The organism is Pseudomonas savastanoi, from assembly GCF_020917325.1.
Taxonomy (GTDB): Bacteria; Pseudomonadota; Gammaproteobacteria; order Pseudomonadales; family Pseudomonadaceae; genus Aquipseudomonas; species Aquipseudomonas amygdali.
Map to the genome: position 1 here is coordinate 5545573 of NZ_CP076652.1, position 14599 is coordinate 5560171.

Annotated in this window: 14 protein-coding genes; 5 read left to right on the forward strand and 9 right to left on the reverse strand. The window is 58.8% G+C overall.

Annotation, left to right across the window (positions count from 1 at the left end; all coding sequences use genetic code 11):
• Nucleotides 1-4 precede the first annotated feature (4 nt).
• Nucleotides 5-424 (forward strand): DUF3010 family protein, encoded by a 420-nt coding sequence (locus KP808_RS23795; RefSeq protein WP_002555669.1) that lies wholly within the window; start codon nt 5-7, stop codon nt 422-424.
• Nucleotides 425-1260: 836 nt separating this feature from the next.
• Here the strand turns inward: KP808_RS23795 and fba are convergent.
• The 7 genes from fba to tkt form a co-directional block, all read right to left on the reverse strand.
• The gene (fba, locus tag KP808_RS23800) at nt 1261-2325 is read right to left on the reverse strand and encodes a class II fructose-bisphosphate aldolase (protein ID WP_004654897.1); all 1065 of its coding nucleotides are present in this window, start codon (nt 2323-2325) and stop codon (nt 1261-1263) included.
• A 114-nt stretch (nt 2326-2439) separates the two neighbouring features.
• A complete protein-coding gene (locus KP808_RS23805) occupies nt 2440-2766 on the reverse strand; it encodes an MliC family protein (RefSeq protein WP_058408337.1) in 327 nt (108 codons plus the stop codon).
• Nucleotides 2767-2818: 52 nt separating this feature from the next.
• Complete coding sequence (locus KP808_RS23810; protein WP_004654900.1) at nt 2819-3016, reverse strand: hypothetical protein; 198 nt, start codon at nt 3014-3016, stop codon at nt 2819-2821.
• An 85-nt stretch (nt 3017-3101) separates the two neighbouring features.
• Nucleotides 3102-3332 carry a putative periplasmic lipoprotein gene (locus tag KP808_RS23815; protein ID WP_044318367.1) on the reverse strand — a complete coding sequence of 77 codons (231 nt, stop codon included), beginning with the start codon at nt 3330-3332 and terminating at the stop codon, nt 3102-3104.
• Nucleotides 3333-3359: 27 nt separating this feature from the next.
• Nucleotides 3360-4523: a phosphoglycerate kinase gene (locus tag KP808_RS23820; protein ID WP_230017048.1), complete on the reverse strand. Its 1164-nt coding sequence runs from the start codon at nt 4521-4523 to the stop codon at nt 3360-3362.
• A 22-nt stretch (nt 4524-4545) separates the two neighbouring features.
• Nucleotides 4546-5589 (reverse strand): erythrose-4-phosphate dehydrogenase, encoded by a 1044-nt coding sequence (epd, locus tag KP808_RS23825; RefSeq protein WP_122259531.1) that lies wholly within the window; start codon nt 5587-5589, stop codon nt 4546-4548.
• Nucleotides 5590-5759: 170 nt separating this feature from the next.
• Complete coding sequence (gene tkt, locus KP808_RS23830; RefSeq protein ID WP_011169753.1) at nt 5760-7757, reverse strand: transketolase; 1998 nt, start codon at nt 7755-7757, stop codon at nt 5760-5762.
• Between the two features lie 259 nt (nt 7758-8016).
• Between tkt and KP808_RS23835 the strand changes: the two genes are divergently transcribed.
• Nucleotides 8017-9012 (forward strand): ArsR/SmtB family transcription factor, encoded by a 996-nt coding sequence (locus KP808_RS23835; protein WP_057454833.1) that lies wholly within the window; start codon nt 8017-8019, stop codon nt 9010-9012.
• 20 nt (nt 9013-9032) lie between these two features.
• Nucleotides 9033-10223 (forward strand): methionine adenosyltransferase, encoded by a 1191-nt coding sequence (gene metK / locus KP808_RS23840; protein WP_002555698.1) that lies wholly within the window; start codon nt 9033-9035, stop codon nt 10221-10223.
• 81 nt (nt 10224-10304) lie between these two features.
• On the opposite strand, the gene KP808_RS23845 is transcribed toward metK, so the two are convergent.
• On the reverse strand, nt 10305-10925 hold the full coding sequence (locus KP808_RS23845) for a LysE family translocator (RefSeq protein WP_122259530.1): 621 nt from the start codon (nt 10923-10925) through the stop codon (nt 10305-10307).
• A 1048-nt stretch (nt 10926-11973) separates the two neighbouring features.
• On the opposite strand from KP808_RS23845, the gene ligB reads away from it, so the two are divergent.
• Together ligB and KP808_RS23855 are read left to right on the forward strand one after the other, a co-directional pair.
• The gene (gene ligB, locus KP808_RS23850) at nt 11974-13659 is read left to right on the forward strand and encodes an NAD-dependent DNA ligase LigB (RefSeq protein ID WP_230017049.1); all 1686 of its coding nucleotides are present in this window, start codon (nt 11974-11976) and stop codon (nt 13657-13659) included.
• Between the two features lie 39 nt (nt 13660-13698).
• The gene (locus KP808_RS23855) at nt 13699-14109 is read left to right on the forward strand and encodes a DUF1090 domain-containing protein (RefSeq protein ID WP_005746924.1); all 411 of its coding nucleotides are present in this window, start codon (nt 13699-13701) and stop codon (nt 14107-14109) included.
• A 47-nt stretch (nt 14110-14156) separates the two neighbouring features.
• Here the strand turns inward: KP808_RS23855 and KP808_RS23860 are convergent, their stop codons facing one another.
• Entirely contained in the window at nt 14157-14558 is a 402-nt protein-coding gene (locus KP808_RS23860; RefSeq protein ID WP_058402397.1) for an MAPEG family protein, read from the reverse strand.
• Nucleotides 14559-14599: the final 41 nt, after the last annotated feature.

Sequence of the window (14599 nt, forward strand, 5' to 3'; positions counted from 1 at the left end):
TCTCATGATTATTTGCGGTGTAGAAATCAAAGGCAGCGAAGCCATATTCGCCCTTGCCACTCGGCAGAGCAGCGGGCTCGCTCATCTGCCGCTGGCCACGAAAAAGATCGCGCTGGAGGACGATGAAGAGCCTGCCAACGTCAAGGCTTTCGCTACGCAGCTCGCCAGCTTCGTACGCGAACACGGCGTCAGCCACATCGCCATCAAAAAACGCAGCAAGAAAGGCGAATTCGCCGGCGGCCCGACCACATTCAAGATCGAAACCATCTTTCAACTGATGTCCGATTGCGATGTAGCGCTTATCTCGCCGCAGACCATTAATGCGCAGAACAAGAAACACGCTTTCGCCCTGCCTGATACGCTTAACAAGTATCAGCACGAGGCTTACAAGGCAGCGTGTGCGGGGTTGATGAAGAGCGTTTAAGCACTTTAAGAGAGGACGCAGAGCGTCCAGAAAGGCATGCGACGCGGAGCGTCGCACGATAGTTGTAGGTGCTCTCCCGGACGCCGATCGTTCCTCACGCTCCAGCGTGGGAATGCCTGTCGTGACGCTCCGCGTCACAAATCTGCGCCGCGCTGCATACTAAAAAGCGGACGCAGAGCGTACAGAACGGCATGCGACGCGGAGCGTCGCACGATAGTTGTAGGTGTTCTCCCGGACGCCGATCGTTCCTCACGCTCCAGCGTGGGAATGCCTGTCGTGACGCTCTGCGTCACAAATCTGCGCCGCGCTGCATACTAAAAAGCGGACGCAGAGCGTACAGAACGGCATGCGACGCGGAGCGTCGCACGATAGTTGTAGGTGCTCTCCCGGACGCCGATCATTCCTCACGCTCCAGCGTGGGAATGCCTGTCGTGACGCTCCGCGTCACAAATCTGCGCCGCGCTGCATACTAAAAAGCGGACGCAGAGCGTACAGAACGGCATGCGGCGCGGAGCGTCGCACGATAGTTGTAGGTGTTCTCCCGGACGCCGATCGTTCCTCACGCTCCAGCGTGGGAATGCCTGTCGTGACGCTCTGCGTCACAAATCTGCGCCGCGCTGCATACTAAAAAGCGGACGCAGAGCGTACAGAACGGCATGCGACGCGGAGCGTCGCACGATAGTTGTAGGTGTTCTCCCGGACGCCGATCGTTCCTCACGCTCCAGCGTGGGAATGCCTGTCGTGACGCTCTGCGTCACAAATCTGCGCCGCGCAGGTACTTTTGAACCGACATAAAAAACCCGCATTTCTGCGGGTTTTTTCAATGCGCAATCAACTCAGTTGATCTTGGCATCCAGCTCGCCACGCGCGTAGCGTTCGAACATGGCGTCCAGAGAGATCGGTTTGATCTTCGAGGCGTTGCCAGCGGTGCCGAAGGCTTCGTAGCGCGCGATGCACACGTCACGCATGGCCGAGACGGTTTTGGCCAGATACTTGCGCGGGTCGAACTCGCTTGGGTTTTTAGCCATGAATTCGCGGATTGCACCGGTAGAGGCCAGACGCAGGTCGGTATCAATGTTGACCTTGCGCACGCCGTGCTTGATGCCTTCAACGATTTCTTCGACCGGTACACCGTAGGTTTCTTTGATGTCGCCGCCGAACTCGTTGATGATCTTCAGCCATTCCTGTGGAACGGACGAAGAACCGTGCATCACCAGGTGAGTGTTCGGGATGCGCTTGTGAATCTCTTTGATGCGCTCGATCGCCAGGATGTCGCCAGTAGGCGGCTTGGTGAACTTGTACGCGCCGTGGCTGGTACCGATGGCAATGGCCAGGGCATCGACCTGGGTACGCTTGACGAAGTCAGCCGCTTCCTCAGGGTCGGTCAGCATCTGGCTGTGGTCCAGAACGCCTTCCGCGCCAACGCCGTCTTCTTCACCGGCCATACCGGTTTCCAGCGAACCCAGCACGCCCAGCTCACCTTCCACGGAAACGCCACAGGCGTGAGCGAAGGACACTACGCGACGGGTAACGTCGACGTTGTAGTCGTAATCGGCTGGGGACTTGCCGTCTTCACGCAGCGAGCCGTCCATCATCACCGAGCTGAAGCCCAGCTGGATCGAGCGCTGGCAGATGTCAGGGCTGGTGCCGTGGTCCTGGTGCATGACCACCGGGATGTGCGGGAATTCTTCAATCGCGGCGAGGATCAGGTGACGCAGGAACGGCGCACCGGCGTATTTGCGGGCACCGGCAGAAGCCTGGACGATCACCGGGGAGTCGGTCTTGTCGGCCGCTTCCATAATGGCGCGCATCTGTTCCAGGTTGTTTACGTTGAAAGCTGGAACGCCGTAGCCGAATTCGGCTGCGTGGTCCAACATCTGGCGCATGCTGATAAGTGCCATTGTCTGTCTCTCTCCCGGTAGGGTCGTTAATCGAGCAAGCCTGCCGTAGTGGCGGCTGCCATTCAAGTTATAAGCTCAGCCATAAAGGCTGTGCGTGTGTGCCCGAGATCCGACTTATCTGGCCTTGCAGCCGCGACCGATCAGATCGTTGGTAGCGTCCCAGTAGATCAGGCCCTCGCTACCCTTGTTGACGAATGCCAACACGTTGTTGCTGTAAAGCGTTCCGCTGGCAGCGCCGGGTTCAGCCTTGAGCCTGAACACCTGATCGCTCTGATTCAGGCGAACATCGACTTCCTTTTTGGCCGAATCGATGTAGCGCCAGTTGACCTCTGCATTGCTGTCACACACCCAACGGTTCCAGGGGTCATTGTGCTGCGATGTGCTCATGCTCGAACAACCGCCAAGCACTGCCAAAACCCCAAAGGCAATCACGCGTCTCATTACATCTCCTGGCTGCCCTGCGAAACGCGGTGTATGCCGGTCGTTTCAACTGTCAGGGGCAGTTCTGTTCCTGTTTACGGTCATCGGCCGGCTCACCCGTTACATGTGCCTCGACCCGTTGACTGTTTTCAGTCGTCGGCACATTCACAGAGGCCGGGCTGAATATCTGACAGGTCTTGGCATGCGAGCCAGAACCGGTACAACCAGCCAATACAACGCAGCTCATCAGAGCCAGGGCAGCGATCTTCATGGCGAAACGCCTTTGCCGGAAAAATATCCACTCTTTAAAGACCGCCCAAGCCCGTCAATGTTGCCAAACGGATTTCAGACCTGGCTCACAAACATCCTACATTGCCTGTTCTGGGCATGAACTCGTAACGATCCCATACCTGCGGACCGCCACGCTTGTAGATGACCGGCACTGTTTCAGCCTGCCAGCCCGCCTGATAGCAGCTTAACTGGAGCGGTTGGCTCGGGGAGTCGCTCTCCACCTCTTCAACCGCAGGTTTGCCCGCGCAACCGGCCAGCAAACCTGCGATGAGAAACCACGGTAACGCCCTGACCATTGACCACTCCTTGTCCAAAGCTTTCATTCAAGCCTTGGCGCGTTGTTCGAGCACTTCTACCGCTGGCAGAACCTTGCCTTCCACGAACTCGAGGAATGCACCGCCACCGGTCGAAATGTAGGAAATCTGTTCTGCAACACCATACTTGTCGATGGCCGCCAATGTGTCGCCACCGCCCGCGATGGAGAACGCTTGGCTTTCGCCAATGGCCTTGGCCAGCGTTTTGGTGCCTTCACCAAACTGATCGAATTCAAACACGCCGACTGGACCGTTCCACAGGATAGTCCCGGAAGATTTCAGTAATTCGGCGAAATGCGCAGCAGTTTGCGGGCCAATATCAAGAATCATGTCGTCATCGGCGACGTCAGCGATCAGTTTTACGGTAGCGGCAGCACTCTCGGCGAACTCCTTGGCAACCACCACGTCCTTCGGCAATGGCACGCTGACCTTGGCGGCAATGGCACGCGCGGTATCGAGCAGGTCAGGTTCGTACAGCGATTTACCGACCTTGTGACCCGCTGCAGCCAGGAAGGTGTTGGCAATGCCGCCGCCGACGATCAACTGATTGCAGATGCCGCTCAGGCTGTTGAGTACGTCCAGCTTGGTGGACACCTTGGAGCCCGCAACGATGGCAGTCATCGGCTGAGCCGGAGCGCCCAGGGCCTTGCCCAGTGCTTCAAGCTCGGCGGCCAGCAACGGACCTGCCGCTGCCACCTTGGCGAATTTTGCCACGCCGTGAGTAGAACCCTCGGCACGGTGGGCGGTGCCAAAGGCATCCATCACGAACACGTCGCACAGTGCTGCGTATTGCTGCGCCAGCTCGTCGGCGTTCTTTTTCTCGCCCTTGTTGAAGCGAACGTTCTCGAACAGCACGACATCGCCGGCCTTGACGTCAACGCCGTCCAGATAATCGGCAACCAGCGGAACATCACGACCCAATGCCTTGCTCAGGTACTCGGCAACCGGCTTGAGGCTGTTTTCAGCAGAGAACTCGCCCTCGGTCGGACGACCCAGGTGCGAGCAGACCATGACGGCCGCGCCTTTTTCCAACGCCAGCCTGATGGTCGGCAGCGAGGCAAGAATACGTGCATCACTGCTGACAACGCCGTCCTTTACCGGGACATTGAGGTCTTCGCGGATCAGTACACGTTTACCTTGCAGATCGAGGTCGGTCATCTTCAAGACGGTCATGAGCATTCCTGTTTTTTTACTGTTATTGGTCAGCGACGCGCAGAAAGTGATCGGCGACGTCGAGCATTCGGTTGGCAAAACCCCATTCGTTATCGAACCAGGCCAGCAGATTGACCAGCCTGGGACCGGAAACGCGGGTCTGACTCGCATCGACAATCGCCGAATGCGGGTCATGGTTGAAATCGCAGCTGGCGTGCGGCAACTCAGTGTAGGCCAGCAGTCCCTTGAGCGGGCCGCTGGTGGCGGCCTCACGCAAAATACGGTTGATCTCGACAGCGTCGGTGTCTTGCGACATTTGCAGCGTAATGTCCAGGCAAGACACATTGACGGTCGGAACACGAACAGCTTTGGCCTGAATTCGGCCGGCAAGTTCCGGAAGCAGCCGTTCGATTCCTCGCGCCAGACCGGTGGACACCGGAATGATCGACTGAAACGCCGAGCGGGTACGGCGCAGATCTTCGTGGTGATAGGCGTCGATCACCGGCTGATCATTCATTGCCGAATGGATGGTCGTGATGGTGATGTACTCAAGGCCGATGGCCTGATCCAGCAGACGCAGCAGCGGCACACTGCAATTGGTGGTACACGACGCGGCAGAGACCAACAACTCGCGGCCGGTCAGCTTGTGCTGGTTAATGCCGAACACCACGGTGGCGTCGACATCCCGTTCGCTGGCCATCGGCTGGGAAAACAGCACCCGCGGCGCACCGGCATCCAGAAAGCGCTGGCCGTCTTCGCGAGTGTTGTAGACACCGGAGCACTCAAGCACCAGATCGACTTCCAGACCGGCCCAGTCGATGCCTTCCGGTGTCGCGCTGCGCAGGACCTTGATGCGGTGATCATTGATATGCAGGTATTGCCCTTCGACCCGCACTTCGCCGGGAAACCGGCCGTGTGTGGAGTCAAAGCGCGTGAGGTATTCGAGACTGGCCATGTCGGCCAGATCATTGATGGCAACCACTTCAAACCCGGCCTTGGCCCCCCGCTCGCACAGCGCGCGAACGACGCAACGACCAATACGGCCGTAACCGTTCAGAGCAACTTTGTAAGGGCGGGGCTGGGGCATGAAGTTTTCGCCAGAGGATGGATCTGATTGCGTAAACGATAAAACCTGTGGGAGCGACCGGGGCGCGATCCGCCTTGCTCGCGAATGAGAGCACCCGGTTTGCCAGACTCACCGAGGCGCTTTCTTCGCGAGCAAGCTCGCTCCCACACAACACAACATTACATAGCTGATCAGTCTTCGAGCAGCTCTTCAGCCGTGCTCAGGACGTTTTCCAGCGTAAAGCCGAACTCTTCGAACAAGGCTGACGCAGGGGCCGACTCGCCGAACGTGGTCATGCCGATCACGCGACCTTCCAGACCCACGTATTTGTACCAGTAGTCGGCGTGAGCCGCTTCGATAGCAATACGTGCACTGACCTGCAGTGGCAGAACAGCCTGCTTGTAGGCCGCATCCTGAGCTTCGAAGATGCTGGTGCATGGCATGGAGACCACACGAACGTTGCGACCCTGCTCGGTCAGCTTGTCATACGCCTGCACAGCCAGACCGACTTCCGAACCGGTCGCGATCAGAATCAGCTCAGGCTCTGCAGCGCAGTCACGCAGCACATACCCGCCACGGGCAATGGCATCTATCTGCTGCTGTTCACGCGCTTGGTGGGTCAGGTTCTGACGCGAGAAAATCAACGCGGATGGACCGTCATTGCGCTCGATGGCGTGTTTCCAGGCCACGGCCGATTCCACGGCATCTGCCGGACGCCAGGTGTCCAGGTTCGGCGTGGTACGCAGGCTGGTCAGTTGCTCGATCGGCTGGTGAGTCGGGCCGTCTTCGCCCAGACCGATGGAGTCGTGGGTGAATACGTAGATCACGCGCTTCTTCATCAACGAGGCCATACGCACCGCGTTGCGAGCGTATTCCATGAAGATCAGGAAGGTTGCGCCGTACGGCACGAAGCCGCCGTGCAGGGCGATACCGTTCATCATGGCGCCCATGCCGAACTCACGAACACCGTAGTGCAGGTAGTTGCCGTTAGGGTCTTCGCCAGTGATGCTCTTGCAGCCTTTCCAGATGGTCAGGTTGGAGCCGGCCAGGTCGGCCGAACCACCGAGAATTTCCGGCAGCAACGGGCCCAGTGCGCTCAGGGCGTTCTGACTGGCCTTACGGCTGGCGATGGTTTCGCCTTTGGCGTTGACTTCGGCGACATAAGCAGCGGATTTTTCCGCAAAGTCAGCAGGCAACTCGCCGCTCATGCGACGGATGAAGTCGTTGGCCAGTTCAGGGAAAGCGGCGGAATAGGCAGCAAAGCGCTGATCCCACTCGGCTTCGGCAGCCAGACCTTTTTCTTTCGCATTCCACTCGGCGTAGATATCAGCCGGAATTTCGAAAGGACCGTGGTTCCATTTCAGGGCCGCGCGAGTCAGGGCGATTTCGTCCGCACCCAGCGGCGCACCGTGGGATTCTTCCTTGCCCTGCTTGTTCGGCGAGCCAAAGCCGATGGTGGTCTTGCAGCAGATCAGCGTCGGCTTGTCGCTCTTGCGCGCGGTGTCGATGGCGGTCTTGATTTCTTCAGGGTCATGACCGTCGACATTGCGGATAACCAACCAGCCGTAGGACTCGAAGCGCTTAGGCGTATCGTCGGTAAACCAGCCTTCGACTTCGCCATCAATGGAGATGCCGTTGTCGTCGTAGAACGCGATCAGCTTTTTCAGCTGCAACGTGCCGGCCAGGGAAGCGACTTCATGGGAAATACCTTCCATCATGCAGCCATCACCCATAAACACGTAGGTATGGTGATCAACGATGGAATGGCCTGGACGGTTGAACTGTGCGGCGAGGGTTTTCTCGGCAGCGGCAAAACCGACGGCGTTGGCAAAACCCTGACCCAATGGGCCAGTGGTGGTTTCAACGCCTGGGGTATAGCCAAACTCGGGGTGACCCGGTGTGCGGCTGTGCAGTTGACGGAAGTTTTTCAGGTCGTCGATGGACAGGTCGTAGCCGGTCAGGTGCAGCAACGAATAGACCAGCATCGAACCATGGCCGTTGGACATGATGAAACGGTCACGGTCAGCGAACGCGGGGTTTGCCGGGTTGTGCTTGAGATAATCACGCCACAGAACCTCGGCGATATCCGCCATGCCCATCGGGGCACCCGGATGGCCGCTGTTGGCTTTTTGCACGGCATCCATGCTTAGGGCACGAATAGCATTGGCACGCTCACGACGGCTTGGCATCGCTGATCTCCTGGGAATTGTAAAATTAGGATCGGAAAAAAGACGGCCATTTTCCCTCAGGGACAGGCCGGGGGCAATCACAGATAGTCGACCATAGGCTTTTTTCCGGGGTTACGGACATTATTTGCCCTGTAAAGACTGGATTACCCGTCAGCGCAACAAGTTCACTAGGCCTGACCGGTGCCACCCATCCAGCAATATCAAAACTTTTTGATATTGCCCTTGCAGCGCTCCGGATCGCTCTCTAGACTGCGCAGCTATGAACCTGCGTGTACCTGCCATTCGCCATGATGCATGCGACGACCTCTCTGCATTGTGCAAGGCCGGCGGCGATCCCTTGCGGCTTAACGTACTGCGTGTGCTGACCAACGATTCGTTCGGCGTGCTTGAGCTGGCGCAGATTTTTGCCATTGGCCAGTCTGGCATGAGTCACCACCTCAAGGTGCTGGCGCAGGCGGATCTGGTTGCAACGCGGCGTGAAGGCAACGCGATTTTCTACCGTCGCGCCCTGCCCCACACTGAATTGCCGGGCGGCAGGCTACATGCGGCGCTGCTTGATGAAGTGGACACGCTGAACCTGCCGGAAGACGTACAGAGCCGCATAGGTCTGGTGCATCGGCAACGTGCATTGGCCAGTCAGGATTTCTTTGCCCGTACTGCCGAAAAGTTTCGTGCCCAGCAAGACCTTATCGCCGGTCTGGCGCAGTACAGCGAAAGCCTGCTGACATTGCTCGACAAACTGAGCTTCGGCGCGCAGGCAACGGCGCTGGAAGTAGGCCCCGGCGACGGCGGCTTTCTGCCAGAGCTGGCCCGGCGCTTCCGCCAGGTTATCGCGATGGACAACAGCCCGGTGATGCTGGACCTGGCGCGTGGCGTCTGCGAGCGCAAGGCGCTGGCTAACGTTGAGCTGAGGCTGGCCGATGCACTGACGGACGCTAAAGTCAGTGCCGACTGCGTCGTCCTCAACATGGTGCTGCATCATTTCGCAGTCCCGGCCCAAGCCCTCAGGCAACTGGCCGAACACGTAAAACCCGGCGGTAGTTTGCTGGTAACAGAATTGTGTAGTCATGACCAGAGCTGGGCCAGGGAGGCCTGTGGCGATCTCTGGTTAGGTTTCGAGCAGGAAGACCTGGCCCGTTGGGCCATCGCTGCGGGGCTAGTTCCCGGGGAAAGCCTCTATGTAGGCTTACGTAATGGTTTCCAGATCCAGGTTCGCCATTTTCAGCGACCGGCTGGCGACACTCACCATCGGTAAAATGAAGGAAACCCGTAGAGATGAGCGAATATTCACTTTTCACCTCCGAGTCCGTGTCCGAAGGGCATCCGGACAAGATCGCCGACCAGATTTCCGACGCGGTTCTGGACGCTATCATCGCTGAAGACAAATACGCCCGCGTAGCGTGCGAAACACTGGTCAAGACCGGTGTGGCAATCATCGCTGGCGAAGTGTCGACTTCGGCCTGGGTCGATCTGGAAGACATTGTGCGTAACGTCATCCTCGACATCGGCTACAACAGCTCCGACGTCGGTTTCGACGGCGCGACTTGCGGCGTGATGAACATCATCGGCAAACAGTCGGTAGACATCGCCCAAGGCGTTGACCGCAGCAAGCCTGAAGATCAGGGCGCTGGCGACCAGGGCCTGATGTTCGGCTACGCCAGCAACGAAACCGACGTGCTGATGCCCGCGCCGATCACTTTCTCTCACCAACTGGTGCAGCGTCAGGCTGAAGCGCGTAAATCCGGCCTGCTGCCGTGGTTGCGCCCGGATGCCAAATCCCAGGTTACCTGCCGTTATGAAAACGGCAAGGTTGTCGGTGTCGACGCCATCGTGCTGTCGACTCAGCACAACCCGGATGTGTCGTACAAGGACCTGCGCGAAGGCGTGATGGAGCTGATCGTCAAGCACGTCATCCCTGCGCACCTGCTGCACAAGGACACTCAGTTCCACATCAACCCGACCGGCAACTTCATCATCGGTGGCCCGGTAGGCGACTGTGGTCTGACCGGCCGCAAAATCATCGTCGACACCTACGGCGGCATGGCCCGTCACGGTGGCGGTGCATTCTCCGGCAAGGACCCATCGAAGGTTGACCGTTCGGCCGCTTACGCCGGTCGTTACGTTGCCAAGAATATCGTGGCTGCCGGTCTGGCCGAGCGTTGCGAAATTCAGGTGTCCTACGCTATCGGCGTGGCACAGCCGACGTCGATCTCGCTGAACACCTTCGGCACCGGCAAGCTGTCCGATGACAAGATCATCAAGCTGGTCCGCGACAACTTCGACCTGCGCCCATACGCCATCACCACCATGCTCGACCTGCTGCACCCGATGTACCAGGCCACTGCGGCCTACGGCCACTTCGGTCGTACCCCGGTCGAAATGACCGTTGGCGATGACACCTTCACCGCCTTCACCTGGGAAAAAACCGACCGCGCCGACGCCCTGCGCGCCGCTGCCGGTCTGTAAAAACCCAGAAAAAAGCCCCGTACGACCTAGTCGTTTCGGGGCTTTTTTTCGTCTGCGCGGCAGTTATTCCGCGTTCACACTTCAAGCACGCCGCGACACCAGCAGTACCGATGCAGCGCCCGCCAACAACCCTGCGCACACCCTGTTGAACAACCGCTTGCCACTGGGTTTCGCCAACAGGCGACGAGCATGTATCCCCATCGCGGCATACAACGCGATCGCTACGCACTCCAATACCAGAAACAAACTACCCAGCACCGCGAACTGACCTGACACATCACTCTGGTGATCCACAAACTGCGGAAGAAAAGCAGTAAACAGCAGGATCGCTTTCGGATTACCAATAGCCACCAGAAACTCTTGCCGCGCAAGGCTGCCAGCGTTGGCTGTTGTGACCGCTGCCTGGTCCTGTATGGACGGAGCAGCGCGCCACAACTGCACCGCGAGATAAAACAGATACGCCGCACCAACGACCTTGATCACATGAAACAACCATTCGGACGTATGCAACACGGCAGTCAGTCCTGCACCAGCCAAGGCGATCATGATGACAAACGCCAACAAGCGCCCCGCTCCGCCGACGCAAGAGCTGGTGAAGCCATAGCACGTAGCATTACTGATCGACAGAAGATTGTTCGGACCGGGCGCCATGTTCAGCGCAAAGCAGGCCGGAATGAATACAGCAAGAGTCGAGATGTCCATTGGCTCCAATCCCTGAGTTGAATCAACTACTCAGTCTGGCTTTTTTTAATGAGTGGTCAAGACACAGTTTCGCCGTGAAATGCGGCCGGGCTGTATTGGCAAGAGTCATGCGTACCCAGCCTTTGTGGGAGCTTGCTCACGAAGGGGAAGGGGCAGGTGCAGTCGCGACTATCGTGCGGCGCTCTGCGTCATATGCCTTTCTGGACGCTCCGCGTCCTCTTGACGACGCAGAGCGTCGAGAACTGCGTTCCCACGCGGGAGCGTGAGGAACGATAACCTCAACTATCGTGCCCGATGCTCTGCGCTTCTGCCCGAAGGGCGTGCGAGCTTGCTCACGAAGGGGCAGGTGCAGTCGCGACTATCGTGCGGCGCTCTGCGTCGCATGCCTTTCTGGACGCTCCGCGTCCTCTTGACGACGCAGAGCGTCGAGAACTGCGTTCCCACGCGGGAGCGTGAGGAACGATAACCTCAACTATCGTGCCCGATGCTCTGCGCTTCTGCCCGAAGGGCGTGCGAGCTTGCTCACAAAGGGGCAGGTGCAGTCGCGACTATCGTGCGGCGCTCTGCGTCGCATGCCTTTCTGGACGCTCCGCGTCCTCTTGACGACGCAGAGCGTCGAGAACTGCGTTCCCACGCGGGAGCGTGAGGAACGATAACCTCAACTATCGTGCCCGATGCTCTGCGCTTCTGCCCGAAGGGCGTGCGAGCTTGCTCACGAAGACGCCGGTGCCGGCGCGACTATCGTGCGGCGCTCTGCGTCGCATGCCTTTCTGGACGCTCCGCGTACTCTTGACGACGCAGAGCGTCGAGAACTGCGTTCCCACGCTGGAGCGTGAGGAACGATAACCTCAACTATCGTGCCCGATGCTCTGCGCTTCTGCCTGAAGGGCGTGTGCGCTTGCTCACGAAGAGGCCGGTGCAGCCGCTGAGCACTCCGCGTGGGCGTGCCGCCCTGCGCTATCGCAAAACCCGGTAACCAAGCCTTACCCCTTCACCATACGACAACGACTAGCCTCATCGAGCCCATTCCTAACGCAAGGATGCTTCGATGCTGCCCACCATTCGCCTGATGACGTTCGCTCTTGTGTTTCTTCTGCCCGGCCTCGGCCATGCCAGCCAATGCCCTGGCTGGTCTGCAGCCAAGGCACGCAGCGAGGTCACGGCCTTGCAACAGCAGGTTGCCGCGTGGGACGACAGCTACCATCGCCAGGGCCTCTCGCAAATCCCGGACGAGCTTTACGATCAGGCGCGGCAGAAGCTGAGCGTGTGGCGCTCGTGCTTTGCCGTTTCCACACCCGAGTCCGATCCGCTAACGACAGCTGTTGGCCCGCTGCCTCATCCCGTACCGCATACGGGCGTTAACAAGCTGGCGGACGAAAGCAGTGTCGAGGCCTGGCTGAAAGGCCGCAACGACCTGTGGATTCAGCCCAAGATCGACGGCGTGGCAGTCACACTCGTTTACGAAAAAGGTCAGCTGGTGCAGGCGATCAGTCGCGGCGATGGGCGCAAGGGCCAGGACTGGACTTCGCAGGCACGACTGATAAAGGCCATTCCTCAGCGTCTACCCCAACATGACTCCCTGATCCTGCAAGGCGAGCTGTACTGGCGGTTGACCGATCATATTCAGGCAATATCCGGCAGCGTCAACGCGCGCAGCAAGGTTGCAGGGCTATTGGCGCGACAGACAATCAGCCCGCAGCAGGCTGATGCCATCGGGCTATTCGTCTGGGACTGGCCGAACGGGCCTGCCGATATGGCTCAACGACTCGCAGGCCTGCAAGCCATGGGCTTTGAGGACAGCGAGGCGTACACGCACCCATTGGAAAATCATGTTCAGGCTGCGAAATGGCGCGAGCACTGGTACCGCAATCCTCTGCCATTCGCGACAGATGGCGTGATCATGCGTCAGGGCCAGCGCCCACCGATGCAACGCTGGCAAGCCAGTGCGCCTTACTGGATTGCGGCCTGGAAGCACCCTTACGCACAGGCACTGGCCGAGGTGCGCAAGGTCAGCTTCAATATCGGTCGCAGCGGCAGGATTACCCCTGTGCTGGAGCTGACCCCGGTACGTCTCGACGACCGTACCGTCAGCCGCATCAGCACCGGCTCACTGCAACGCTGGCAAACGCTGGATATAAGGCCTGGCGATCAAGTTGCCGTAAGCCTGGCCGGGCTGACGATTCCGAGACTCGACGGCGTGATATCCCGCGCGGCCGAGCGAGTTGAAATGATCATTCCGCAAGCCGATGACTTTCATGAGTTGAGCTGCTGGCAAGCCACACCAGGCTGTGAAAGCCAGTTCCGCGCCAGACTGATCTGGCTCAGCGGCAAGAAAGGCCTTGCGCTGCCCGGCGTCGGTCCGGGGACCTGGGACAAACTCATTGAAAACGGCCAAATAGAGAGCCTGCTCGATTGGATGACCCTGAATCATGCTGAGCTTGCTAACATTCCCGGCTTCGCAGAGCGCAGCAGCGCTAAACTGCTCGCCAGCCTGCAAACAGCGCGTGAACGGCCGTTTCAGACGTGGCTCAAGGCCATCGGACTGCCGCCTACAGGAAGCGCAACACTTCCTGACAATTGGCAGGAACTGGCCGGGCGTAGCGTTGAGCAATGGCAAGCAGAGCCGGGCATAGGGCCTGGCCGGGCAGCGAAACTGAGGTCTTTTTTTCAGGCCCCAGAGGTGCAGGCATTGAGCCATCAATTGCAGGCTCAGGGTATTTCAGGTTTTAAGTAGCGGACGTCCATTTTTTGTCCGTGTTCAAACGGAGTTCATATGCAGTTTTTATCACCACTGATCCTTTTCACCAGTTGCACGCTGCTGGCTACAACGCTGCTGGCAGATGAGCAGGCACCCGCACCTTCCGAGTGCCAGATCAAAAGCCAGGAAATCAGCAGCAAGATTCAGGACGCCAAAACTGAGGGTAACAAGGCCGAGCAGACCGGGCTTGAGAAGGCCCTCGCCGAGGTCAATGCCAACTGCACCGAGACCTCATTGATCAAGCAGAGAAAGCAGAAGGTGCTGGACGCCAAGCAGGAAGTCAGCCGCCGCCAGACCGACTTGAACAAGGCCATGGACAAGGGTGATCCGGAGAAGATCAACAAGCGCAAGGACAAGCTGGCCGAGTCGCGCAAAGAGTTGCAAGAAGCCCAGACCGACCTTGAGAAAGTCCAGCCGGACGATTGATCAAGGTCGCGGCGCTGCTGCTTATCGGCAGCGCCGCAACCTGGCTGTCAGGATACGGCCGGGAAAGCCGACACGCCGAACAGCGCGACGATGAGCCCCATGCCCACCAGCCAGACTATCGAACGCAGTGCGGCGAGGTCAGCCAGATAGAAGATGATGTAAAGCAGACGACTGGTGATGAACAGCACGGCCAGTACATCGATGGTCACCAACTGCGCATTGCCGGCAATGTGCGCAATGATGACCGCTGCGGCGAACGCCGGGGTCACTTCAAAGCTGTTCAGTTGAGCAGCATGCGCACGGCGCGGGAAACCCTCCAGCTTGTCGAGAAAGGCGCGCGGGTCATGATTGTGCCCACTGCCGAATTTGCCGCTGCCGAACTTGGCGATACCGGCACACATAATCGGCAGCAGGATCGCGACCAGCACGCACCAGAAAGCAACTGTCATACGTCCATCCTTATAGGTTCAGCTTCATCTGAAGCATCCGG